This window comes from Lysobacter sp. Soil_C_15, from assembly GCF_057657315.1.
The window spans coordinates 70,860-91,864 of the sequence record NZ_JBDGIR010000010.1; the positions used below are offsets into that span (position 1 = coordinate 70,860).

The window sequence follows — 21,005 nt, forward strand, 5'->3', positions numbered from 1 at the left end:
TGGTTGCGGCGCTTCGCGGAGCGTGCCGGTGCCGCGGGCGGAAGCGCCGTCCCGCGGTCACCCGTCCGGATCAGGCCGAAGGCCCGGTCTCGGCGTCCTTGGCGTCGCGCGCGTCGTAGGCGCTGACGATGCGCGCGACCAGGGGATGGCGGACCACGTCCTTGGCCTCGAAGAAGGTGAAGCTGATGCCGTTGACGTTGCGCAGCACGTCCAGCGCGTCCTTGAGCCCGGATTTCTGGTGCTTGGGCAGATCGATCTGGGTCATGTCGCCGGTGACCACCGCGGTGCTGCCGTAGCCGATCCGGGTCAGGAACATCTTCATCTGTTCGATGGTGGTGTTCTGCGCCTCGTCGAGGATCACGTAGGCGTCGTTGAGGGTGCGTCCGCGCATGTAGGCCAGCGGCGCGATCTCGATGACGTTCTTCTCCAGCAGCTTGACCACTTTCTCCACGCCCAGCATTTCGTACAGGGCGTCGTACAGCGGGCGCAGATAGGGGTCGACCTTCTGGGTCAGGTCGCCGGGCAGGAAGCCGAGCTTCTCGCCGGCCTCGACCGCCGGGCGCACCAGGATCAGGCGCTGCACCCGCGCTTCGTTCAGGGCTTCGACCGCGCTGGCGACGGCGAGGAAGGTCTTGCCGGTGCCGGCCGGGCCGATGCCGAAGTTGATGTCGTGGGTGGCGATGGCGTGCAGGTACTTGGCCTGGTTGGCGCCGCGGCCGCGGATGGTGCCGCGCTTGACCCGGATCGCGACTTCCTGCGGCTCGATGTCGTCGGCGACGATCTGCTCGACCCCGGCCTCGCTCAACGCCAGGTGCACCGCGTTCTCGTCCAGGGTCTGCTCGGCGGCCTCACGCCACAGGCTGCGCAGCAGCTTTTCGGTCTTGCCGACCGCGGCCAGCGGACCGTCGATGCGGAACACGTTGCCGCGATTGGCGATTTCCACGCCCAGGCGCAGTTCGATCATGCGCAGATGACCGTCGAACGGCCCGTTGAGGTTGGCCAGGCGTTCGCTGTCGGCGGGGTCGAGGGCGAATTCGGAAGCGGTTCGGGCGGGCATGAGAGCGGGGCGAGGCGGTAGCGCGTTGGGGTCTGAAAGCTTGCGCCTGTCGCCGGGTTTTCGCAAAGCCGCTCGGTTCAGGCGCGCGGCGGACGGCCTGCGCGCCAGCTGCGCCAGATCCGCACCGCGCCCATCGCGGTCAACAGCACCGAACCGATCAGCCACAACAGGGTGATCGCGTCGGCGTCGAAACCGCCGCCGCGGGTGGCGCGCATCAGCGAGCGCACCAGGCCGAGCAGGCCGAGGCCGAAAAACCAGAAGCCGACCGCGTCGCGCGGCGGTCCGGGGGAGTTGGGCGAGGTATCGGGCATGACGGCATCCTTCAACGGCAGGCGACAGCGGGCGGGGGTACAGCTCGCCACAACGGCGCGCCGGCGAGCAAGAGACCCAAGGTCGCGGTGAGCAGGCCGCCGGCGATGTCCCAGGCGTAATGCTGGCCGGTGGCGATCACGCTCGGCGCCAGTGCGACCAGGCCCAGCGCGACCGCGCCGCGGGCGCGCGGATACTGCGCGGCGAAACCGACCGCGGCCACCGCCGGAATGGTGATATGGCCGGACGGAAAGCAGTTGTGCGGCCCGTCCAGCGCATACAGCGCGCTCCAGGCGGCCTCGGTCCAGGCATCCAGGCCGTCCGGCAGCGGCCGGCGCGCGATCCGGGTCGGCCAGGCCAGCCACACCGCCGCATTTAGCCCGGCGGAGAGGGCGAAAGCGCGCAAGGTGGCGTAGAACAGCGCGCGTTCGCGGATCGCCAGCGCCAGCGCCGGCCCGGTCGCCAACATCGCCCAGTACGGCCAGATCGCCCAGGCCCGCCAACCGATCGCCGCGTCGACGAGGCTGGGCGGCAGGCTCGCCGGCGGGCGCCAGGGCTGGGCATTGATGCCCAGGTACACCAGCGCGCCGAGCAGCGTCGCCGCCAGCACGATGGCGAGACGGCGCGGCCAGGGTAGGACGGCGGGCGGCGAGGGCGGGTTCGCGTGCAAGGCGCGGCGAGGCGGCGGGACAGGCGCCGAGCATGGGCGATGCGCGCGGTCCAGGCCAGTGGCCGCGGCCGTCGGTCCGTATCGGCAAACCGCGGTGCAAGGCTCATACTGCGTCGCGATGAGGGATATCCAGAACATCGATCGGGAAGGTGCGGACCAAGGGCATGCTGACCAAGGGCGTGCGGACCAAGTGCCTGCAGACCAACGGCGTACGGATCCAGAGCGCGCGCAGCGCGAGCCGCGGTCCGCCGCGCCGGCCGATGCGGGCGGGCCGCGGCGCCGCCGCGACGCCGGCCCGGAGCTGGATTGGCGGGTGCGCATCGCCGGGCTCGGCCGTTATCTGCCGCAACGCCGCGTCGCCAGCGCCGAAATCGAAGCGCGCGCCGGCCTGGCCGAGGGCTGGGCGCTGCAGCACAGCGGCGTGGCGTTCCGTCATTGGGCCGAACCCGAGCGCGAACGCGCCAGTTGGATGGGCGCGCAGGCCGCGCTGCAGGCCTGCGAGCGCGCCGGCATCGCGCCGGAGCAGGTCGAGCTGATCGTCAATGCTTCAGGATCGGCCGAACGGGCGATTCCCGACGGCGGCCCCTTGCTGCAACGCGAACTCGGGCTCGGCCGGTCGGGCATCCCGGCCCTGTCGGTGCATGCGACCTGCCTGAGCTTCGTCGCCGCGGTGGAGATGGCGGCCGAACGCATCCACCACGGCCGGATCGAACGCGCCCTGGTGGTCAGCAGCGAGATCGCCTCGGTCGGTTTGAACTTCGCCGACGCCGAAGTCTGCACCCTATTCGGCGACGGCGCCGCGGCGGCGGTGCTGGAGCGCGCGCCGGACGACAGCCCGAGCCGGATCCATCGGGTCGCCTGGCGCACCCTGGGCGAGGGCGTGGAGTTGACCACCTTGCGCGGCGGCGGCAGCTGGCGGCCGCCGTTGGGCGCGTCGACCCGGCCGGAAGACGCCTACTTCAGCATGCAGGGGCCGGCGGCGCTGCGTAGCGGCATCCGCCTGGTGCCGCACGTGATGCGCGCGCTGGCGCTGGAAGACCGGCTGGCGCGGCGCGAACTGCGCTGGGTGGTCAGTCACCAGGCCAGCCGCGCCGCGCTGGAAGTGATCGAGCAGATCGGCTTCGACCATGCGCGCCTGGTGCGCACGCTCGAGCAGACCGGCAACTGCATCGCCGCTTCGATTCCGCTGGCGCTGGAGCAGGGCGTGCGCGAAGGCGCGATCCGCCGCGGCGAACGCGGCGTGCTGCTCGGTACCGGCGCCGGCCTGTCCGGGGTCGGCATGACCCTGACCTACTGAGATGCCGGTGCCGAGGGTCGACAGGATTTGCGGTCCGCGGACGTCCGCCGCGACGGAGCGGGCGGCATGAGCGCGCCGCGCCGCATCGTCGTCACCGGCGCGACCGGTTTTCTCGGCGGCGCGCTGGCCCGCCGCCTGGCCGCGGCGCGGCCCTGGGACCGGGTGCTCGGCCTGGGCCGCGACGCCGCGCGCGGCCGCGCCCTGCAGGCGCAGGGCGTCGAGTTCGCCGCGCTCGACCTGACCGACGCCGCAGCGGTGCACCGCGCCTTGCGCGGCGCCGACATCGTCGTGCATGCCGCGGCGCTGTCGAGTCCATGGGGCCGGCGCGCGGATTTCGTCGCCGCCAACATCGACGCCAGCGATCACGTCGCCGAAGCCTGCGTCGCCCATCAGGTGCGGCGGCTGGTGCACATCTCCACGCCCGGCATCTACCACGACGGCCGTCCGCAGCGGAACATCCGCGAAGACCAGCCGTTGCCGGCGCGCCCGGTCAACGACTACGCCGCGACCAAGCTGATCGCCGAGCGGCGGGTGCTGGCGCGCTGCGCCGACGGCGGAGTGACCGCGATCGCGTTGCGGCCGCGGGCGATCTTCGGTCCCGGCGACAGCGCGATCCTGCCGCGCCTGGCCGATGCGCTGCGCCGCGGCCGCCTGCCGCGGCTGGGCGCCGAGGACTGCGAGGTCGACCTGACCTACGTCGACAACGCAGTCGACGCGATCGGCTTGGCGATGGACGCGTCCTGGCGCCTGGCCGGCCGCGTGTACAACATCAGCAACGGCGAACCGGTGCGGATCTGGGGCGTGATCGACCGCCTCGCCGATGCGCTGTCGCTGCCGCGCCCGCAGCGGCGCCTGCCGCGGCCGCTGGTGCTGGCGCTGGCCAGCGCGGTCGAGGCCGGCTACCGGCATCTGCGCCCGGGTCGCGAACCGCCGCTGCTGCGCTACGGCATCGAGTTGTTGAGCGTGGACATGACCCTGGACATCGGCCGTGCCCGCGCCGAACTCGGCTATCGGCCGCGGGTGGGCATGGACGAAGCCCTGAACCGCACCCTGGCCGAGTTGGCGCGCAAGGAACCGCGGCGGTGAGCGCGGGCGTCGCGCTCAGCCTCGGCGTGTCCGGCCACAGCTGCGCCTCGCCGCGCCATCTCGGCCTGGGCGGAGGACCGGCGCTGCGCTTCCCGGCCGGCTGGGCCCTGATCGAACATCCGCGCCACGGCGCGGTCCTGTTCGACTGCGGTTACGGCGCCGCCGCGCGCGCGGCGATGCGCCGCGGCCTGCGCCGGATCTACCGGCATGCGATCCACGCCTGCTCGGCGGCGCACACCGACGCGGCCAGCCTGCTGCAACAGCGCGGCCTGCGCTGCGCCGATATCGGCACGGTGGTGCTGAGCCATTTCCACCCCGACCACATCGGCGGGCTGACGCCGTTCGCCAACGCGCGTTTCGTCGTCCATGCCGAGGCCTGGCGGCAGGTCCAGCGCGGCGGCTGGTTCGGCCTGCTGCACGCGCAGATCTGGAGGGAGCTGCTGCCGGCGGATTTCGCCGCGCGCCTGGATTGCCTGGACGAAGCCGGCGCGGGCGCGCTCGGCGGCGATCTGGCCGGGTTCGGGCCGGGGTGGGATCTGTTCGGCGACGGCAGCGTGGTGGTGTTGTCCTTGCCGGGGCACGCGCGCGGCCAGCTCGGGCTGGCGCTGCGCACCGTCGAGGGCGAGCGGGCGGTGCTCGCGGCCGATGCGTTCTGGCGCCGCGAGCAATTGCAGCGCGAGGTCGAGCTGCCGTGGCTGACGCGCTGGCTGGCGGTGGACGATGCCGCGGCCTATCGCCGCACGGTGCGGCGGCTGGCGCAGTTCCAGCGCGAGCACCCGCAAGCCTGGGTGATCCCGGCGCACTGCGCCGATACCCTGGCGCAGTGGCGCGCGCGCCATCCCCACGCCGTCCTCGACGAACCCGCCCCCCTGTAGGAGCGGCGCCCCACAGGGATTTCCTTCGGTCACAAGCCGCGACCACGGGACGCGCAGAGAACCCAAGACCGTCGTCAGCGATCGAAGCTCGAAGTTACCGTCTGTAGGAGCGGCGTAAGCCGCGACCGCGTTCTTGCGATCTCGCGCCGTTTGCCGTTCGAAGGCTACAAAAGCTCAAAAGCAAAGCTTCCGTCCGCAAGCGGCCGGGTCACTTTCTTTGTCCAAGGCGACAAAGTCCCACGGGATTTCCTTCGGTCAAAAGTAACCAAAGAAAACGCCATAACTGTTTCGAATCAAAAGCCACTATGGGACGGAGCTTGCGCAGGGCTGCTCCGCACAGGCCATCCCTGGCCTGGCTGCGCACGGCCCGCATCCCTGCGGGCCGCCCTCCGGGGCTTCAGGGCGTTCTCGCGAGTTCCGTCCCGCGCCAAGCTCTTTACGGCAACGGCAACGGCAACGGCAACGGCAACGGCACGCATAGCGCGGTGGGTGCTGGTGCCGAGGTAGGAGCGGCGCAAGCCGCGACCAAGGCGGCGGTATGCGCGTGGGTCGCGACCGAAGATTGGGCTGCCCCGGCTAGGACACGCCGGAAGGCGGGGTGTATCGCGCTCGCTCGCCGCCAGGTTTCGACAAGCCGCCCGGGCAGACTGAGTCGCGGACGACCGTTCGTCGGCTTGCGCTTGAAAACTAATTAATCACTGAATTAAATATGGCGCATGGACCCGTCAGCCCCCAAGCCGCGCGGAAGACCGCGCAAGACCGCCGCCGTGCGCCGCGCCCCCGGGCGGCCGGCCGCGGCCGATAATCCCGACCTGCGCGCGCGCCTGCTCGATGCGGCGATCGCCTGTTACGCCCGCCAGGGCATCGCCGCGACCTCGCTGCGCGCGATAGCCGCCGAGGCCGGGGTCAACCCGGCGCTGTTGCATTACTACTTCGGCGACAAGGAGCAACTGCAGCAGGCGGTGGTCGGCGAGCGCCTGCTGCCGGTGTTCATGAGCCTGCGCGAGGGCGTGGCGGGCGAGGGCCGCGACGTGTTCGAGCTGATCGGCGGTTTCGTCGCCGGCATCGGCCGGATCGTCGCCGCGCATCCGTGGCTGCCTTCGCTGTGGGTGCGCGAGGTGCTGTGCGAAGGCGGTGCGCTGCGCGAAAGCGTGTTGTTCCAGCAGGTCGCGCCGGCGCTGCCGAAGATGCTGGCGGCGCGCTTCGCCCAGGCCCAGGCCGAGGGCAAGATCAACCCCGAGCTGGATCCGCGCCTGCTGATGGTCAGCCTGATCGGCCTGACCCTGTTCCCGGCCGCCAGCGCGCCGATCTGGCGCCATCTGTTCGACGCCGACGATCTCGACCTGGACCGGCAACGCCAGCACGCGCTGGCCCTGCTCGACCGCGGACTGCAGCCATGACCTATCGCCTCGATTTCCCGGTCGCCGCCGTGCGCGCGTCGACCCTGTTGGCCGCGCTGTTGCTGGCCGCCTGCAGCGACCCCCCGCCGCAGGCGCTGGGCACCCTGGAGTGGGACCGGGTCGCCTTGCCGGCGCCGGTCGCGGAAAAAGTGGTGCGCATCGACGTGCGCGAAGGCCAGCGGGTGCGCGCCGGCGCGCGCCTGCTGCAACTGGAGACCGACCGCAGCCGCGCCCAGTCGCAGGCGGCGCAGGCGCAGGCGCAGCAATCGGCCGAAGCGCTGGCCGAGCTCGAGGCCGGCGCGCGCAGCGAAAGCATCGAGCAGGCGCGCGCCAACCTCGCCGCCGCGCAGGCCCAGGCGCGCGATGCGGCCGCTTATTACGCCCGGGTGCAGCCGCTGGGACGGCAGCGGCTGATCGCCGCGGCCGAGGTCGACCGCGCCCGCGCCGCGGCCGGCAACGCCGGGGCGCAAGTGCGCGCGGCGCAGGCCGCGCTGTCGGAGCTCGAGCACGGCACCCGCCGCGAACGCATCGCCCAGGGCCGCGCCGCGCTCGCCGCCGCGCAGGCCCAGGCCGCCGCTCAGGCGATCACGCTGAGCAAGCTCGACGTGCTGGCGCCGCGCGACGGCGTGGTCGACAGCCTGCCGTACAAGCTCGGCGACCAGGCCCCGGTCGGCGCGCCGCTGGCGGTGATGCTGGTCGGCGAGCGTCCGTACGCAAGGGTCTATGTGCCCGAGCCGATCCGCGCCGATGTGCGGGTCGGCGGCAGCGCGCGGATCCGCATCGAGGGCCGCGAGCGCGCCTGGACCGGCCGGGTGCGCATGGTCCGCAGCGAACCCAGCTTCACCCCGTACTACGCCCTGACCGGCGAGGACGCGGCGCGGCTGAGCTATCTGGCCGAAGTGGAGTTCACCGAGGCCGATTCGGCCGCGCTGCCGGCCGGGCTGCCGGTGCGGGTCGAGTTCGCGCGATGAGCGCGCTGCCCGGCACCGCCGCGCTGGTCATCCGCGCGCGCGGCATGAGCAAGCAGTTCGGCGCGCTGCGCGCGGTCGACCGGGTCGACCTGAGCGTGCCGCGCGCCTGCGTGTACGGCTTCCTCGGCCCGAACGGCTCCGGCAAGTCGACCACCATCCGCATGCTGTGCGGGCTGCTGACCCCCAGCGAAGGCGAGATCGAAGTGCTGGGGCTGAAGATTCCCGCCCAGGCCGAAGCGCTGCGCCGGCGGATCGGCTACATGACCCAGAAGTTCTCGCTGTTCGAGGACCTGAGCGTGCGCGAGAACCTGGAGTTCCTGGCCAGCGTGCAGGAGCTGCCGCGCGCGAGCGCGCGCCGGCGGGTCGACGAACTGATCGAGCAGTACCACTTCGGCGACCGCCAGAAGCAACTGGCCGGGACCATGAGCGGCGGGCAGAAGCAGCGCTTGGCCCTGGCCGGCGCGGTGATCCACGAGCCGGAGCTGCTGTTCCTGGACGAACCGACCAGCGCGGTCGACCCGGAGTCGCGGCGCGATTTCTGGGAAAAACTGTTCGAGCTGGCCGACGCCGGCACCACCTTGCTGGTCTCGACCCATTACATGGACGAGGCCGAGCGTTGCCATCGCCTGGCGATCCTCGACCGCGGCGTGCTGGTCGCCGACGGCACTCCGGCCGAGCTCGCCGACGAACTCGACGGGCGCGCGGTCGAGGTGTTGGCGGCGCAACCGCGCAAGGCGCAGCGGGTGCTGGTCGGTCTGGACGGGGTGCTCAGCGTGGCCCAGGTCGGCAACAGCCTGCGGGTATTGCTGGCCGACGCGCGCCTGAGCGAACGGGCGCTCGGCGACGCCCTGCGCGCGGCCGGTCTGGAAGCGCAGGTCGGCCGGGCCAAGCCCAACCTGGAAGACGTGTTCGTCTCGGCCACGCGCGGCCGCGAGCGGCGCGCAGCGGACGCGGAGACCGGGCCATGAACCTGCGGCGGCTGTGGGCGATCGTGCTCAAGGAGGTTCGGCAACTGCGCCGCGACCGCATCACCCTGGCGATGATCGTGATGATTCCGGTCGGGCAGCTGGTGCTGTTCGGCTATGCGATCAACCTCAATCCGCGCGGGCTCGCCGCGGCGGTCGCCGATCAATCGGGCACTGCCGGCTCGCGCGCCGTGGTCATGGACATGGTCGCGACCGGAGTGATCCGGCCGGTGGCGACGGCCGACACGCCCGAACAGCTGATGGCGATGCTGCGGCGCGGAGAGATCAGCGTCGGGGTCAGTCTGCCGGCGGATTTCGAACGCCGGCGCATCGACGGCCGCGAAGCGGTGCAGGTACTGGTCGACGGCAGCGATACGGTGGTGCAGAGCGCGGCGGTGCAGTTGGCGCAATTGCCGATCGACGCCGGCGCAGCGCCGCGCAAGTCCGCGCCGATCGGAGTGGTCGCGTTCTACAACCCGCAACGGCGCTCGCCGGTCAACATCGTGCCGGGCTTGATTGGGGTGATCCTGACCATGACCATGGTGATGTTCACCTCGGTGGCGATCGTGCGCGAACGCGAGCGCGGCAACATGGAGCTGCTGATCACCACCCCGGTCAGCCGCACCGAGCTGATGGTCGGCAAGGTGTTGCCGTACGCGCTGATCGGCCTGATCCAGACCACGGTGGTGATCCTGCTCGGGCTGTGGCTGTTCCAGGTGCCGATCCGCGGCAGCGTGCTCGACGTCTACCTGGCGGCGATCCTGCTGATCCTGGCCAACCTGACCCTGGGCCTGATGATCTCGACCAAGGCCGCCTCGCAGTTCCAGGCGATGCAGATGACGGTTTTCATCCTGCTGCCGTCGATCCTGTTGTCGGGCTTCATGTTCCCCTACGCGGGCATGCCGCGGGTCGCGCAGTGGCTGGCCGAGGTGCTGCCGATGACCCATTTCCTGCGCCTGATCCGCGGGGTGATGTTGCGCGGCGCCAGCCTGTGGGAGCTGTGGCCGGACGTGCTCTACCTGGTCGCCTTCGTCGCGGTGATGATGAGCCTGGCGGTGGCGCGCTTCCGCAAGCGGCTGGACTGAGCGGCGCATGCGGGATTGGCCACAGCCGAAGTCGGCGGCCCGACGCGCAACCGCGCCGCTGCGCGCCACGATCATGCGGCGTCGATGACGATTGTAACGGACTCGTAATTCCGTGATTGTCAATCCGGATTCAGTTGTGTTTCCGATTGGAATCGCGTCGCCGGTCAAACTTCGACGCCAGCCCCGACCCTAGGATCGCTGCCGAACAGCCAGCCTTGGGGGCCTGCAATGAAATCCTTACTTCTGCGCTCAGCGTGGATGGGCGCATCGTCGCGCCTGTTGCTGGCGCTGGGAATCCTGATCGCACTGCGCGGGGTGACGCCGACGCCCGATTACGGCGGGCCGTATCCCGGCGCACCGGATCCGCTGCAATTGGGCGCCGATCGGGGCGCGACCGGCGCCGCGCCCGCGGCGCGGTTCGCCGACATCCCCGCCACCGACGGCGAGGCCGCGCGCTTCCTGACCCAGGCCACGTTCGGCCCGACCCGCGAGGACATCGACCGGCTCAAGCAGATCGGCTACACCGCCTGGATCAACGAGCAGGTCGGGTTCCCGGTGTCTTCGCAGCTGACGTTCCTCAAGAACGCCAGGGTGCGCAGGCCCGACGATTTCAGCCGCGACTGGCGGCTGGACGCGTGGTTCGTCAATGCCGTAGGCGGCAAGGATCCGATCAAGCCGACCCTGATCGTGCACCGCGATCAGCTGCGCCAGCGGGTGGCGTTCGCGCTCAGCCAGATCATGGTGGTGTCGGATGCGACCTCCGATCCGCTCTACCACGCCTCCTACGGGATGAGCCACTACTACGACACCCTGGCCCGCGACGCGTTCGGCAACTTCCGCACCCTGCTCGAGGACGTGACCCTGCATCCGGTGATGGGCATCTATCTGTCGATGCTGCAGAACCGCAAGCCCGATCCGGTCAACAACATCCGTCCCGACGAGAACTTCGCCCGCGAAGTGATGCAGTTGTTCAGCGTCGGCTTGGTCCAGCTCAAGCAGGACGGCACGCCGCTGCTGGACGCGGCGCAGCAGCCGATCCCGACCTATGGCCAGGACACCGTCCGCGGCTTCGCCCACGTGTTCACCGGCTGGACCTTCAAGGGTTGCCAGGCCGAAGGTTCGTTCGATTGCTATTTCTACGAAGTCGACGCGCCGGCCTGGGTGTCGCCAATGGAGAACCATGCGGCGTACCACGCCTCGGCGCAGGAGAAGCAGCTGCTGCTGTATCCGGGGGTGAGCCTGCCGGGCGGCAAGCTCGCCGCCGGCGGCAGCGGCCGCGCCGACCTGAGCGCGGCGCTGGACAACATCTTCAACCATCCCAACGTCGGGCCGTTCATCGGCAAGCAGCTGATCCAGCGGCTGGTGACCAGCAATCCCAGCCCGGCCTACGTCGCCCGCGTCGCGGCGGCGTTCGACAACAACGGCCAGGGCGTGCGCGGCGACTTGCGCGCGGTGGTCAGCGCGATCCTGCTCGACCCCGAAGCGCGCGATCCGGCCGCGCAGCCGGCGCATTTCGGCAAGGTGCGCGAGCCGATCCTGCGCCTGACCCACCTGTGGCGCGCGCTGAAGGGCAAGTCCAAGAGCGGGCACACCGAGGAGTTCTGGAGCGTCGACAACTACCTCGGCCAGGTGCCGATGTACGCGCCGTCGGTGTTCAACTTCTTCAGCCCGCGCTACAGCCCCAACGGCGAGCCGCAGAGCCTGGGCCTGGTGGCGCCGGAGTTGCAGTTGGCGACCGACTACATGATGCCGGCCAACGAAAGCTATCTGATGAGGAAGATCTTCGATGCCTACCTCGGCAATCCGGAAGGCATCGGCACCGACGAGGTGGCGATCGACCTCAGCGCGGAGGTCGCGGTCGCGCACGACATTCCCGCGTTGATCGCGCGCTACGACGCCTTGTTCCTGTCCGGGCAGATGACCGATCAGATGAAGCAGGTGCTGACCCAGCGGCTGTCCGGCATGCCTGCCAACACGACCGCGGCCAAGCGCTTGCGGGTGCAGGAGGCGCTATACGTGATCGTCAACTCGCCCGATTACATCGTGCAGAAGTAAGCAGGAATACGGAGACAGCACCCATGAAACGTCGGCAATTCCTGACCAACACGATCTGCGCCGCGCTCGGCGGCGCCGGCCTGTATTCCGCGCTCGGCAACCTGCGCCTGGCGCAGGCGGCCGCCAACGCCTACGGACCCTCGCGCTTCGACGACTACAAGGCCCTGGTCTGCGTGTTCCTGTTCGGCGGCAACGATTCGCTGAACATGATCGTGCCGCGCGACGACGGCCACTATCAGCAATACCGCGCCGCGCGAGCCACCTTGGCGGTCGAGCAGGACCGACTGCTGCCCCTGGCGGCGCAGGCCGGCGGCGGCGCTTCGGACGGCGCGCTGTACGGTCTGCAGGCCTGCACCACCGACGACGACCCGGTCGGCATGGGCGGCCTGCAGGGCCTGTTCAACAGCGGGCAGGCGGCGGTGCTGGGCAATGTCGGCACCCTGATCCGGCCGACCAGCAAGGCCGATTACCTCAATCAGAGGGTCGAGCTGCCGCCGCAGTTGTTCTCGCACAACGACCAGCAACAGTACTGGCAGGTCTCGCGCACCGGCGAGGGGCGCGGCTTCGGCTGGGCCGGGCACATCGCCGACCTGCTGCGCGACGCCAATCCCGACGCCTTCATTCCGATGTCGGTGTCGTTGAACTTCGAGAGCATCCTGCAACGCGCGAGCCAGTCCAGCCAGTACGTGATAGGCAACGACGGTCCGCGCCAGTTCAGCCGTTTCGAGTGGGACGACGACAGCCGCCGGGCGTTTCTGCAGCTGATGGCGCCGGGCGCGCAGTCGCACGTGTTCGGGCGCAGTTACGCCGGCGCGTTCCGCCGCGCGCGCGAGAACGCCTCGGCGGTGGCGATGGCGCTGGAGGCCTCCGCGCCGTTGCAGACCGCGTTCCCCGAAACCGACCTGGGCAACCAGTTGCGGATGGTGGCGCGGCTGATCAAGGTGCGCGAGGTACTGGGGCTGAAGCGGCAGGTGTTCTTCGTGTCGATGGGCGGATTCGACCACCACGACAGCCTGCTCGGCGATCAGCCGGGCCTGCTGGCGCGGCTGTCGCAGGCGATGACCGCGTTCCACGCGGCCACCGGCGAACTCGGCGTGGCCGACAAGGTCACCGCGTTCACCGCCTCGGACTTCGGCCGCACCTTGTCGTCCAACGGCGACGGCTCCGACCACGGCTGGGGCGGTCATCACTTCATCGTCGGCGGCGCGGTGCGCGGCGGGCGATTCTTCGGCACCATGCCGACCCTGGTCAACGGCGGGGCCGACGACGCCGGTTGGGGCCAGATCATCCCGACCACCTCGGTGGATCAATACGGGGCGACCCTGGCGCGGTGGTTCGGGGTCGGCGACAGCGAACTGGACCTGATCTTCCCGAACCTGGGCAACTTCAACTCGCGCGATCTGGGATTCATGGCCTAGCCGGCCGACGCGGCGCGCGCCGGGCGCGCGCCGTGTGTCTCCGGCAGGCGATGGCCGCGCGCCAGGAGGCCTCCAGCGCTCTCGCACGAATAGCCCTGGATTCCCGCGTTCGCGGGAATGACGGCAGACAAGGGGGCGGCATCGCATAGGGCGAGCTCAGGAGCAGGCAGGCAACAAGTGTGCTGCCTCAGCGACGCGAACCGCTCTTGCTTTTACCAATCCCGAGTCCCGAGTTCCGAGTCCCGAGTCCCGCCTCACAAAGCCCGATACATCACGAACACATCCACCAACCCCAGCGAGACGTGGCGGAACGCGTTCGGCACCCGGCCGACGATCTCGAAGCCGTGCTTCAGCCACAGGTTGACCGCGGCGGTGTTGGTGCTGACCACGTAGTTGAACTGCATCGCCGCGTAGCCGGCCTGGCTGGCCTGGGTCAGCGAATGCGAGCACAGCGCCGCGCCGATGCCCTGGCCCCAGTAGCGCTCGGCGACCATGTAGCTGGCGTTGGCGATATGGTCGCCGCGGCCGGCGTAATTCGGGCCGAGCTTGTAGCAGCCCAGTACTTCGCCGTCGTCGCCCTCGGCGACGAAGCTCCGGTAGGGCGGGGCGGTCCACATCTGCCGGGCCTTTTCCAGCGACAGTTCGGCCGGGTAGTTGTAGCTCTCGCCGCGGGCCAGCACTTCGCGGAAGATCGGCCAGACGCGTTCGAATTCGTCGGGGCCGATCTCGCGGATGTTGAAGTCGCGATCCATGCGCAGCGGTCTCCTCGAGGCTGGGTCAGGCGGCGTCGCGGTCCTGGTCGGTGAGCACCCGGCCGCGCAGCGAGTTGGACATGGCCTCGGTGATCAGCACGTCGACGAACCGGCCGATCAGCCGCGGCGGAGCGGGGAAGTTCACCGAACGCATGTTCTCGGTCTTGCCGGTGAGCTCGTTGGGGTTCTTGCGCGAGGGGCCTTCGACCAGCACCGTCTGCACGCTGCCGACCATGGCCTGGGAGATCTTCGCGGCGTTGGCGTTGATCGCCGCCTGCAGGCGCGACAGGCGCGCGTGCTTTTCCTCGTTGGAGACGGTGTCTTCCAGGTCCGCGGCCGGAGTGCCCGGGCGGCGCGAATAGATGAACGAGAACGACTGGTCGAAGCCGACGTCCTCGATCAGCTTCATGGTCTTGTCGAAATCGGCCTCGGTCTCGCCGGGGAAGCCGACGATGAAGTCCGAGGAGATCGAGATGTCCGGACGCACCGCGCGCAGCTTGCGGATCTTCTGCTTGAACTCCAGCGCGGTGTAGCCGCGCTTCATCGCCGCCAGGATCCGGTCGCTGCCGGCCTGCACCGGCAGGTGCAGGTAGTTGGCCAGCTGCGGCACGTCGCGGTAGGCCTCGACCAGCGAGTCGGAGAACTCCAGCGGGTGCGAGGTGGTGAAGCGGATCCGGTCGATGCCGTCGATCTGGGCGATGGTACGGATCAGCAGGCCCAGGTCGGCGACCTCGGCCTCGCCGCCGTCCTCGCCCGGCGCCATCGGCCCGCGATAGGCGTTGACGTTCTGGCCGAGCAGGTTGATCTCGCGCACGCCCTGGCCGGCCAGCTGCGCCACTTCCACCAGTACGTCCTCGAACGGCCGGCTGACCTCCTCGCCGCGGGTGTAGGGCACCACGCAGAACGAGCAGTACTTGCTGCAGCCTTCCATGATCGAGACGAAGGCGCTGGGACCTTCGGCGCGCGGCTCGGGCAGGCGGTCGAACTTCTCGATCTCCGGGAAGCTGATGTCGACCTGGGGCAGGCCGGTCTCGCGCTTGGCGCGGATCAGCTCGGGCAGGCGGTGCAGGGTCTGCGGGCCGAACACCAGGTCGACGTGCGGGGCGCGCTTGACGATCGCCGCGCCCTCCTGCGAGGCGACGCAGCCGCCGACGCCGATGATGACCGGGCGCTCGCCCTGCTTGAGCTGCTTCCAGCGGCCGAGCTGGCTGAACACCTTCTCCTGCGCCTTCTCGCGGATCGAGCAGGTGTTGATCAGGATGACGTCGGCTTGCGAGGCGTCGTCGGTGAGTTCCAGGCCGTCGCTGGCGGCGAGCACGTCGGCCATCTTGGCCGAGTCGTACTCGTTCATCTGGCAACCGTGGGTCTCGATGAACAGCTTCTTGGCCCCCGGCGTGGACGGCCGGGCGGCGCCCGCGGCCGGCGCCGTGGGCAGGGGGTGCAGGTCGGTCATGGTTCGGTCCGGGGAGGGCGGCGGTTAGTCCGCGCCGGAAGGGGGCGCCAGTGTAGCCGTAACCGGGGCTCGGCGGGCCCTGTCCGCGCCGCCGGTCACGTTTCAGTATCAAAGACTTGGCAGTTCGGGCGCGGCAGAGGACACTCGCCGCCATGAGGGGGAGCTCACTACTGTTGGGGTTGGCTTGTCTGCTGGCCGTGGCGCCGGCCGTGGCCGGCACCGTCTGGCGCTGCGAGAACGCCGCCGGCGAGCGCAGCTACGTCAGCAAGAAGCCCAAGGGCCAGACCTGCGTGGTCGCCAGCCAGTACACCAGCCGCGCCAGCCGGCCGCGCAATCCGGCGCCGGTGGCGTATGCGCCGCCGCCGGCCGCCAGCGTCGCCGCACTCGGCGCCCCGGCGACGGTCAACAACAACCCGCCGGCGACCTACAGCGGCGCCGCGGCGATGATGACCGCGGCCGGGCTCAAGCCCGCTGCGCCGGCCGCCGCGACCGCCGCCGACGCCGCCAAGGCGATCGCCCCGACGGCCGCGCCGGCGGCCCCGGCCGCGGCCGCGCCGCAGGCGGCGCCGACCCGGCTGGTCCAGGGCCAGGTCTACTCCTATATCAAGGACGGCGTACGCCACTACACCAGCAAGCGGCCGAAGGGATTGGCCAGCGCCACCGCGGTGCGCACGATCCGCTATTCCTTCATCGAGACCTGCTTCGCCTGCGCGGCCCGGCCCGGGGTCAACTTCGGCACCCTGCGCCTGAACACCGAGGCCTACGCCAACGAGATCGCCGCGGCGGCGCGCCAGCACGGGGTCGAAGAGGCCATCGTCCGCGCCATCATCCACGCCGAGTCGGCCTACAACCCGAACGCGATGTCGCGGGTCGGCGCGCAGGGGCTGATGCAGCTGATGCCGGCGACCGCACGCCGGTTCGGCGTCGGCAACGCCTTCGACGCCGGCCAGAACATCCAGGGCGGGGTGCAGTACCTGGCCTGGCTGCTGAAGCGCTTCAACGGCAACCTGACTCTGGCCGCGGCCGGCTACAACGCCGGCGAGGGCGCGGTCGACAAGTACAAGGGCGTGCCGCCGTACAGCGAAACCCAGCGCTACGTGCAGCGGGTGGCGGTGCTGGCCGAACGCTACCGTGCCGCGGCGACCGTGGCGCGCTGAGCCTGGCCGGGCCGCGGGGACGCCGGCGCGGCAGCCCGGGAAACGGGGTTTTCCCCTGGGATTTACCGCGTTTCGCGTCGCGCTCGCGGCGGTCGCCGGTCGCCGCCGGGGCGGGGTACGGGCGCACCGGTGTGGGCGGTGGAGATTTTCGCAATAGGGCCGATTGTCGCGCCCTTAACGGTTCCGCTACACTTCCCTGTCTTTTGAGCCGCCAGCCTTTCGCCAGTGGTACAAGTAGTCGCTCCTGGTGCAGGTCTTCGCGGCGTAACTTCGAACTGCAGTTTTGCGGAGTGCCGGATGGCCAACCAAGGGGTCCACGATCCTATCAACACGGGCCGGCGTCGGTTCCTGACCGCGACCACGGCTGTGGTCGGCGCAGTCGGAGCCGGCTTTGCGGCGGTGCCTTTCATCAAGTCCTGGAACCCCAGCGCGCGCGCCAAGCTCGCCGGCGCTCCGGTGACGGCCGACATCAGCGCGCTGGCCGAGGGCCAGCGCCTGGTCCTGGAGTGGCGCGGCCAGCCGATCTGGATCGTCAAGCGCTCCAAGGCGATCCTCGACGCGCTGCCGACCCTGGACTCGCATCTGCGCGATCCCAAGTCGGACAACAAGGACCAGCAGCCCGACTACATCAAGGGCGAGCTGCGTTCGATCAAGCCCGACATCTCGGTGCTGGTCGGCCTGTGCACCCACCTGGGCTGCTCGCCGGAGATGAAGGCCGAGATCCGTCCCGAGCCGTTCGATCCGGCGTGGAAGGGCGGCTACTTCTGCCCCTGCCACAAGTCGCGCTTCGACATGGCCGGGCGCGTGTTCCAGGGCGTTCCCGCCCCGACCAACCTGCTGGTGCCGCCGCACCACTACGAGAACGACACCACGATCGTGATCGGCGTTGACCCGAAGGGAGCGGCGTAAGCCATGGCCAACATCCTCACCCGCACCGCCAACAACGTGTTCGACTGGGTCACCGCCCGCGCGCCCGGCATGATGCCGGTCTACCGCAAGCACATGACCGAGTACTACGCGCCGAAGAACTTCAATCTTTGGTACTACTTCGGTTCGCTCGCCCTGCTGGTGCTGGTCAACCAGATCGTCACCGGCATCTTCCTGACGATGCACTTCAAGCCGAGCGCGGCCGAGGCCTTCGCCTCGGTCGAGTACATCATGCGTGACGTGGAGTGGGGCTGGCTGATCCGGTACATGCATTCGACCGGCGCCTCGCTGTTCTTCATCGTCGTCTACCTGCACATGTTCCGCGGCCTGATCTACGGCTCGTACCAGAAGCCGCGCGAGCTGGTGTGGATCCTGGGCATGTTCATCTACCTGGTGCTGATGGCCGAAGCCTTCATGGGCTACGTGCTGCCGTGGGGCCAGATGTCGTTCTGGGGCGCCAAGGTCATCATTTCGCTGTTCGGCGCGATCCCGGTGATCGGCAACGGCCTGACCGAATGGATCATGGGCGACTACCTGCCCGGCGACGCGACTCTCAACCGCTTCTTCGCCCTGCACGTGATCGCGCTGCCGCTGGTGCTGCTGCTGCTGGTCGTGCTGCACCTGGGCGCGCTGCATGAGGTCGGTTCCAACAACCCCGACGGCGTCGACATCAAGTACGGCCCGAAGGGCAACCGCTGGGATCCGAGCAAGCCGGCCGACGGCATTCCGTTCCATCCCTACTACACGGTCAAGGACCTGGTCGGGGTCGGCTTCTTCCTGATCATCGCCGCCTTCATCATCTTCTTCGCCCCGGCCTTCGGCGGCTGGTTCCTCGAGCACGACAACTTCACCGAGGCCAACCGCCTGGTGACGCCGGAGCACATCAAGCCGGTGTGGTACTACACCCCGTACTACGCGATGCTGCGGGTGATTCCGCACAAGCTGTCGGGCGTGCTGGTGATGTTCGGCGCGATCGCGGTGCTGTTCTTCGTGCCCTGGCTGGACCGCAGCAAGGTCAAGTCGCACCGCTACCGCGGCTGGATCACCAAGCTGATGCTCGGCGTGCTGGCGGTGTGCTTCCTGTGGCTGGGCAAGATCGGCGCCGGCCCCGGCACCGACCCGGTGGAAACCATCATCGGCCGCGTGCTGACCTTCCTGTACTTCGCCTTCTTCATCACCATGCCGCTGTGGACCAAGCTGGACAAGACCAAGCCGGTACCGGAACGGGTGACGATGCATGACTAAGACCAGCCAGCCGTCCTTGAAGAAGAACCGCATCGTGAAGAAGCTCGCCACCTTCGCCGCCGGCCTGCTCGTGTCGGCCACCGCCTTCGCCTCCGGCGGCGGCGACCTGATGCAGTCGGGCACCGACCTGAGCGACCGCGCCTCGCTGCAGCGCGGCGCCCAGCTGTACATGAACTACTGCTCGGGCTGCCACTCGCTGAAGTACCTGCGTTATTCGCGCATGGCCGAGGACCTGGGCCTGAGCGAAGACGAGGTGATGAAGAACCTCAACTTCACCGGCGCCAAGTTCGGCGAGCAGATCCAGGTCAGCCTGACCCCGGAACACGCCAACCAGTGGTTCGGCAAGATGCCGCCGGACCTGAGCCTGATCACCCGCGTGCGCGGCAGCGACTGGGTCTACACCTACCTGAATTCGTTCTACCTCGACGAGTCCCGTCCGCTGGGCTGGAACAACAAGCTGTTCCCGAACGCCTCGATGCCGAACCCGTTGTGGGAGCTGCAGGGACTGCAGCACGCCGAGTTCGGCGAACCCGACAAGACCACCGGCGAGCGTCCGGTCCACGCGCTCAAGGTCGCCCAGCCCGGCTCGCTCGACGAGCAGGGCTTCAAGACCGCGGTGCGCGACATCACCACATTCCTCGAGTACGCCGCCGAGCCGGCCGCGCTCAAGCGCCAGAGCATCGGCGTTTGGGTGATCCTGTTCCTGGCGTTGTTCACCTTCATCGCGTATCTGTTGAAGACCGAGTACTGGCGCGACGTGGAGCACTGATCCCGTCCAGCGAAAAGCCCGGGCCGCAAGGCGCGGGCTTTCCGTCTTCGCAGCGGCCGGGGAGCCGCCGGCGAGGATGCGGACGGGCGCAGAACCAGGCACGGGCTCGAGGCCGTGACGACCTTCCACAGCGGGTGGAGGGCGTCTTGCGACTGGCGGATTCCGGTCGCTGGAGAGGTCGATGATGGCGGCGAGCCCCCGTATGCGTAATGCCCTGACTCTGTTTTCGTCCACCGATTGCGTGCTGTGCCATCGTGTCCGCCTGGTCCTGGCGGCCAAGGGCGTCAGCTACGACCTGATTCCGGTCGACCCGCAGAATCCGCCGGAAGATCTCGTCGACCTCAATCCCTATCACTCGGTGCCGACCCTGGTCGAGCGCGACCTGGTCCTGTACGCGGCCAGCGTGGTCAGCGAGTACCTGGACGAACGCTACCCGCACCCGCCGCTGATGCCGGTCGATCCGCTGTCCCGCGCCCGCCTGCGCCTGGCCATGCTGCGCCTGGAGCACGACTGGGTGCCGCAGGTGCAGGCGATCCAGATGGGCAACAAGGTCCAGGCCGAGGCCGCGCGCAAGCGGCTCAAGGAACTGCTGACCGCCTCGGTGCCGCTGTTCAAGGCCAGCAAGTTCTTCCTCAACCCCGAGATGAGCCTGGCCGACTGCGCCATGGCGCCGATCATCTGGCGCCTGCCCTCGCTGGACGTGGCCCTGCCCAAGGACGGCAAGGCGATCGAGGACTACGGCAACCGGATCTTCCGCAGCCCCGGCTTCGGCCGCAGCCTGACCGACCAGGAGCGCCGCCTGCGCGACCTGCCGGTCTGAGGCCCCCGGCGCCGCGGGCGCCGGTCGCGCCGCGGTGCCGGATCGGGGCCTTCGCCGCCGACGCCTCGTCGCGCATGCCGGCATGGGGCTAAAATGCCGGCATGACCGAAAGCAGCTCGACGATGACCAGCCACCGCCCTTATCTGTTGCGGGCGCTGTACGAGTGGATCGCCGACAACGGCATGACCCCGCATCTGCTGGTCGACGCGACCCGTCCCGCGGTGCAGGTGCCGACCCACGCGGTCAAGGACGGCAAGATCGTCCTCAACGTCGCCGCGCGCGCGGTCTCGCACCTGGAAATGGGCAACGACGTGATCCGTTTCAGCGCTCGCTTCGGCGGCGTCAGCCATCCGGTCTCGGTGCCGGTCGGCGCCGTGCTGGCGATCTACGCCCGCGAAACCGGGCAGGGCATGGCTCTGCCCGAAGACGTCGGCATGGAGGATGCGGGCCCGGAGGGCGAGGGCGCCGAGACCGCGCCGCCGCCGCTGACCGCGGTGCCGAACGACCCCGGCGACGGCGGCGACGACGACGGCCCGCAGCCGCCCACGCCGCGCCGCGGCGGCCACCTGCGCATCGTCAAATAAGCGCGCTGCAACGGCCGTCTCGCGCCGCAGCCTTCGGCCGCTTCTGTAGGAGCGGCGTGAGCCGCGACCACGGGATGCGCAGAAGAACAACCTCGCCGCTGTCGATCGGA

At 69.6% G+C, this 21,005-nt stretch carries 20 protein-coding genes; 15 read left to right on the top strand and 5 right to left on the bottom strand.

Features of this window, described 5'->3' with window-relative positions:
* Positions 1 to 70 precede the first annotated feature (70 nt).
* The 3 genes from AC3A57_RS19770 to AC3A57_RS19780 all read right to left on the bottom strand — a co-directional run bounded on the left by AC3A57_RS19770 (position 71) and on the right by AC3A57_RS19780 (position 1,976).
* On the bottom strand, positions 71 to 1,057 hold the full coding sequence (locus AC3A57_RS19770) for a PhoH family protein (RefSeq protein ID WP_487580477.1): 987 nt from the start codon (positions 1,055 to 1,057) through the stop codon (positions 71 to 73).
* A 77-nt stretch (positions 1,058 to 1,134) separates the two neighbouring features.
* Positions 1,135 to 1,368 (bottom strand): hypothetical protein, encoded by a 234-nt coding sequence (locus tag AC3A57_RS19775; protein WP_487580478.1) that lies wholly within the window; start codon positions 1,366 to 1,368, stop codon positions 1,135 to 1,137.
* Between the two features lie 11 nt (positions 1,369 to 1,379).
* Complete coding sequence (locus tag AC3A57_RS19780) at positions 1,380 to 1,976, bottom strand: phosphatase PAP2 family protein (protein WP_487580479.1); 597 nt, start codon at positions 1,974 to 1,976, stop codon at positions 1,380 to 1,382.
* Positions 1,977 to 2,349: 373 nt separating this feature from the next.
* Between AC3A57_RS19780 and AC3A57_RS19785 the strand changes: the two genes are divergently transcribed.
* The 9 genes from AC3A57_RS19785 (at position 2,350) to AC3A57_RS19825 (ending at position 13,188) form a co-directional block, all read left to right on the top strand.
* The gene (locus AC3A57_RS19785; RefSeq protein WP_487580480.1) at positions 2,350 to 3,333 is read left to right on the top strand and encodes a 3-oxoacyl-[acyl-carrier-protein] synthase III C-terminal domain-containing protein; all 984 of its coding nucleotides are present in this window, start codon (positions 2,350 to 2,352) and stop codon (positions 3,331 to 3,333) included.
* Positions 3,334 to 3,399: 66 nt separating this feature from the next.
* Positions 3,400 to 4,419, top strand: coding sequence for an NAD-dependent epimerase/dehydratase family protein (locus AC3A57_RS19790; protein WP_487580481.1), 1,020 nt, complete (start codon positions 3,400 to 3,402; stop codon positions 4,417 to 4,419).
* Positions 4,416 to 5,294, top strand: coding sequence for an MBL fold metallo-hydrolase (locus AC3A57_RS19795; protein WP_487580482.1), 879 nt, complete (start codon positions 4,416 to 4,418; stop codon positions 5,292 to 5,294). The genes AC3A57_RS19790 and AC3A57_RS19795 overlap by 4 nt, the downstream gene beginning before the upstream one ends.
* Before the next feature lie 716 nt (positions 5,295 to 6,010).
* Entirely contained in the window at positions 6,011 to 6,694 is a 684-nt protein-coding gene (locus AC3A57_RS19800) for a TetR/AcrR family transcriptional regulator (RefSeq protein WP_487580483.1), read from the top strand.
* Complete coding sequence (locus AC3A57_RS19805; RefSeq protein ID WP_487580484.1) at positions 6,691 to 7,665, top strand: HlyD family secretion protein; 975 nt, start codon at positions 6,691 to 6,693, stop codon at positions 7,663 to 7,665. The genes AC3A57_RS19800 and AC3A57_RS19805 overlap by 4 nt, the downstream gene beginning before the upstream one ends.
* Before the next feature lie 44 nt (positions 7,666 to 7,709).
* Positions 7,710 to 8,633 (top strand): ABC transporter ATP-binding protein, encoded by a 924-nt coding sequence (locus tag AC3A57_RS19810; RefSeq protein ID WP_487580559.1) that lies wholly within the window; start codon positions 7,710 to 7,712, stop codon positions 8,631 to 8,633.
* Positions 8,630 to 9,715 carry a DUF2705 family protein gene (locus AC3A57_RS19815; RefSeq protein ID WP_487580485.1) on the top strand — a complete coding sequence of 362 codons (1,086 nt, stop codon included), beginning with the start codon at positions 8,630 to 8,632 and terminating at the stop codon, positions 9,713 to 9,715. Before AC3A57_RS19810 ends, AC3A57_RS19815 begins: the two co-directional genes overlap by 4 nt.
* A 228-nt stretch (positions 9,716 to 9,943) precedes the next feature.
* Positions 9,944 to 11,770: a DUF1800 domain-containing protein gene (locus AC3A57_RS19820; protein ID WP_487580486.1), complete on the top strand. Its 1,827-nt coding sequence runs from the start codon at positions 9,944 to 9,946 to the stop codon at positions 11,768 to 11,770.
* 23 nt (positions 11,771 to 11,793) lie between these two features.
* Positions 11,794 to 13,188: a DUF1501 domain-containing protein gene (locus tag AC3A57_RS19825; protein ID WP_487580487.1), complete on the top strand. Its 1,395-nt coding sequence runs from the start codon at positions 11,794 to 11,796 to the stop codon at positions 13,186 to 13,188.
* Positions 13,189 to 13,442: 254 nt separating this feature from the next.
* Here AC3A57_RS19825 and AC3A57_RS19830 read toward each other — a convergent pair whose 3' ends face one another.
* Positions 13,443 to 13,940 carry an N-acetyltransferase family protein gene (locus AC3A57_RS19830; RefSeq protein WP_487580488.1) on the bottom strand — a complete coding sequence of 166 codons (498 nt, stop codon included), beginning with the start codon at positions 13,938 to 13,940 and terminating at the stop codon, positions 13,443 to 13,445.
* Between the two features lie 25 nt (positions 13,941 to 13,965).
* The gene (miaB, locus tag AC3A57_RS19835; RefSeq protein WP_487580489.1) at positions 13,966 to 15,393 is read right to left on the bottom strand and encodes a tRNA (N6-isopentenyl adenosine(37)-C2)-methylthiotransferase MiaB; all 1,428 of its coding nucleotides are present in this window, start codon (positions 15,391 to 15,393) and stop codon (positions 13,966 to 13,968) included.
* A 152-nt stretch (positions 15,394 to 15,545) separates the two neighbouring features.
* Here miaB and AC3A57_RS19840 point away from each other — a divergent pair, with 152 nt between their 5' ends.
* The 6 genes from AC3A57_RS19840 (at position 15,546) to AC3A57_RS19865 (ending at position 20,895) form a co-directional block, all read left to right on the top strand.
* Positions 15,546 to 16,550 (top strand): lytic transglycosylase domain-containing protein, encoded by a 1,005-nt coding sequence (locus tag AC3A57_RS19840; protein ID WP_487580490.1) that lies wholly within the window; start codon positions 15,546 to 15,548, stop codon positions 16,548 to 16,550.
* 297 nt (positions 16,551 to 16,847) lie between these two features.
* Positions 16,848 to 17,459, top strand: coding sequence for a ubiquinol-cytochrome c reductase iron-sulfur subunit (petA, locus tag AC3A57_RS19845; protein ID WP_487580491.1), 612 nt, complete (start codon positions 16,848 to 16,850; stop codon positions 17,457 to 17,459).
* A gap of 3 nt (positions 17,460 to 17,462) precedes the next feature.
* Positions 17,463 to 18,722: a cytochrome b gene (locus AC3A57_RS19850; RefSeq protein WP_221673416.1), complete on the top strand. Its 1,260-nt coding sequence runs from the start codon at positions 17,463 to 17,465 to the stop codon at positions 18,720 to 18,722.
* On the top strand, positions 18,715 to 19,491 hold the full coding sequence (locus tag AC3A57_RS19855) for a cytochrome c1 (RefSeq protein WP_221673415.1): 777 nt from the start codon (positions 18,715 to 18,717) through the stop codon (positions 19,489 to 19,491). The genes AC3A57_RS19850 and AC3A57_RS19855 overlap by 8 nt, the downstream gene beginning before the upstream one ends.
* Before the next feature lie 184 nt (positions 19,492 to 19,675).
* A complete protein-coding gene (locus AC3A57_RS19860) occupies positions 19,676 to 20,311 on the top strand; it encodes a glutathione S-transferase N-terminal domain-containing protein (RefSeq protein ID WP_221673414.1) in 636 nt (211 codons plus the stop codon).
* 101 nt (positions 20,312 to 20,412) lie between these two features.
* Entirely contained in the window at positions 20,413 to 20,895 is a 483-nt protein-coding gene (locus AC3A57_RS19865) for a ClpXP protease specificity-enhancing factor (protein ID WP_487580492.1), read from the top strand.
* Positions 20,896 to 21,005 lie beyond the last annotated feature (110 nt).

What these genes read in the sequence shown, in the direction of transcription:
- AC3A57_RS19770 (WP_487580477.1), bottom strand. Translation starts at nt 1,057, where the DNA reads ATGCCCGCCCGAACCGCTTCCGAATTCGCCCTCGACCCCGCCGACAGC.
- AC3A57_RS19775 (WP_487580478.1), bottom strand. Translation starts at nt 1,368, where the DNA reads ATGCCCGATACCTCGCCCAACTCCCCCGGACCGCCGCGCGACGCGGTC.
- AC3A57_RS19790 (WP_487580481.1), top strand. Translation starts at nt 3,400, where the DNA reads ATGAGCGCGCCGCGCCGCATCGTCGTCACCGGCGCGACCGGTTTTCTC.
- AC3A57_RS19800 (WP_487580483.1), top strand. Translation starts at nt 6,011, where the DNA reads ATGGACCCGTCAGCCCCCAAGCCGCGCGGAAGACCGCGCAAGACCGCC.
- AC3A57_RS19805 (WP_487580484.1), top strand. Translation starts at nt 6,691, where the DNA reads ATGACCTATCGCCTCGATTTCCCGGTCGCCGCCGTGCGCGCGTCGACC.
- AC3A57_RS19810 (WP_487580559.1), top strand. Translation starts at nt 7,710, where the DNA reads ATGAGCAAGCAGTTCGGCGCGCTGCGCGCGGTCGACCGGGTCGACCTG.
- AC3A57_RS19815 (WP_487580485.1), top strand. Translation starts at nt 8,630, where the DNA reads ATGAACCTGCGGCGGCTGTGGGCGATCGTGCTCAAGGAGGTTCGGCAA.
- AC3A57_RS19820 (WP_487580486.1), top strand. Translation starts at nt 9,944, where the DNA reads ATGAAATCCTTACTTCTGCGCTCAGCGTGGATGGGCGCATCGTCGCGC.
- AC3A57_RS19825 (WP_487580487.1), top strand. Translation starts at nt 11,794, where the DNA reads ATGAAACGTCGGCAATTCCTGACCAACACGATCTGCGCCGCGCTCGGC.
- AC3A57_RS19830 (WP_487580488.1), bottom strand. Translation starts at nt 13,940, where the DNA reads ATGGATCGCGACTTCAACATCCGCGAGATCGGCCCCGACGAATTCGAA.
- miaB (WP_487580489.1), bottom strand. Translation starts at nt 15,393, where the DNA reads ATGACCGACCTGCACCCCCTGCCCACGGCGCCGGCCGCGGGCGCCGCC.
- AC3A57_RS19840 (WP_487580490.1), top strand. Translation starts at nt 15,546, where the DNA reads ATGAGGGGGAGCTCACTACTGTTGGGGTTGGCTTGTCTGCTGGCCGTG.
- petA (WP_487580491.1), top strand. Translation starts at nt 16,848, where the DNA reads ATGGCCAACCAAGGGGTCCACGATCCTATCAACACGGGCCGGCGTCGG.
- AC3A57_RS19850 (WP_221673416.1), top strand. Translation starts at nt 17,463, where the DNA reads ATGGCCAACATCCTCACCCGCACCGCCAACAACGTGTTCGACTGGGTC.
- AC3A57_RS19855 (WP_221673415.1), top strand. Translation starts at nt 18,715, where the DNA reads ATGACTAAGACCAGCCAGCCGTCCTTGAAGAAGAACCGCATCGTGAAG.
- AC3A57_RS19860 (WP_221673414.1), top strand. Translation starts at nt 19,676, where the DNA reads ATGGCGGCGAGCCCCCGTATGCGTAATGCCCTGACTCTGTTTTCGTCC.
- AC3A57_RS19865 (WP_487580492.1), top strand. Translation starts at nt 20,413, where the DNA reads ATGACCGAAAGCAGCTCGACGATGACCAGCCACCGCCCTTATCTGTTG.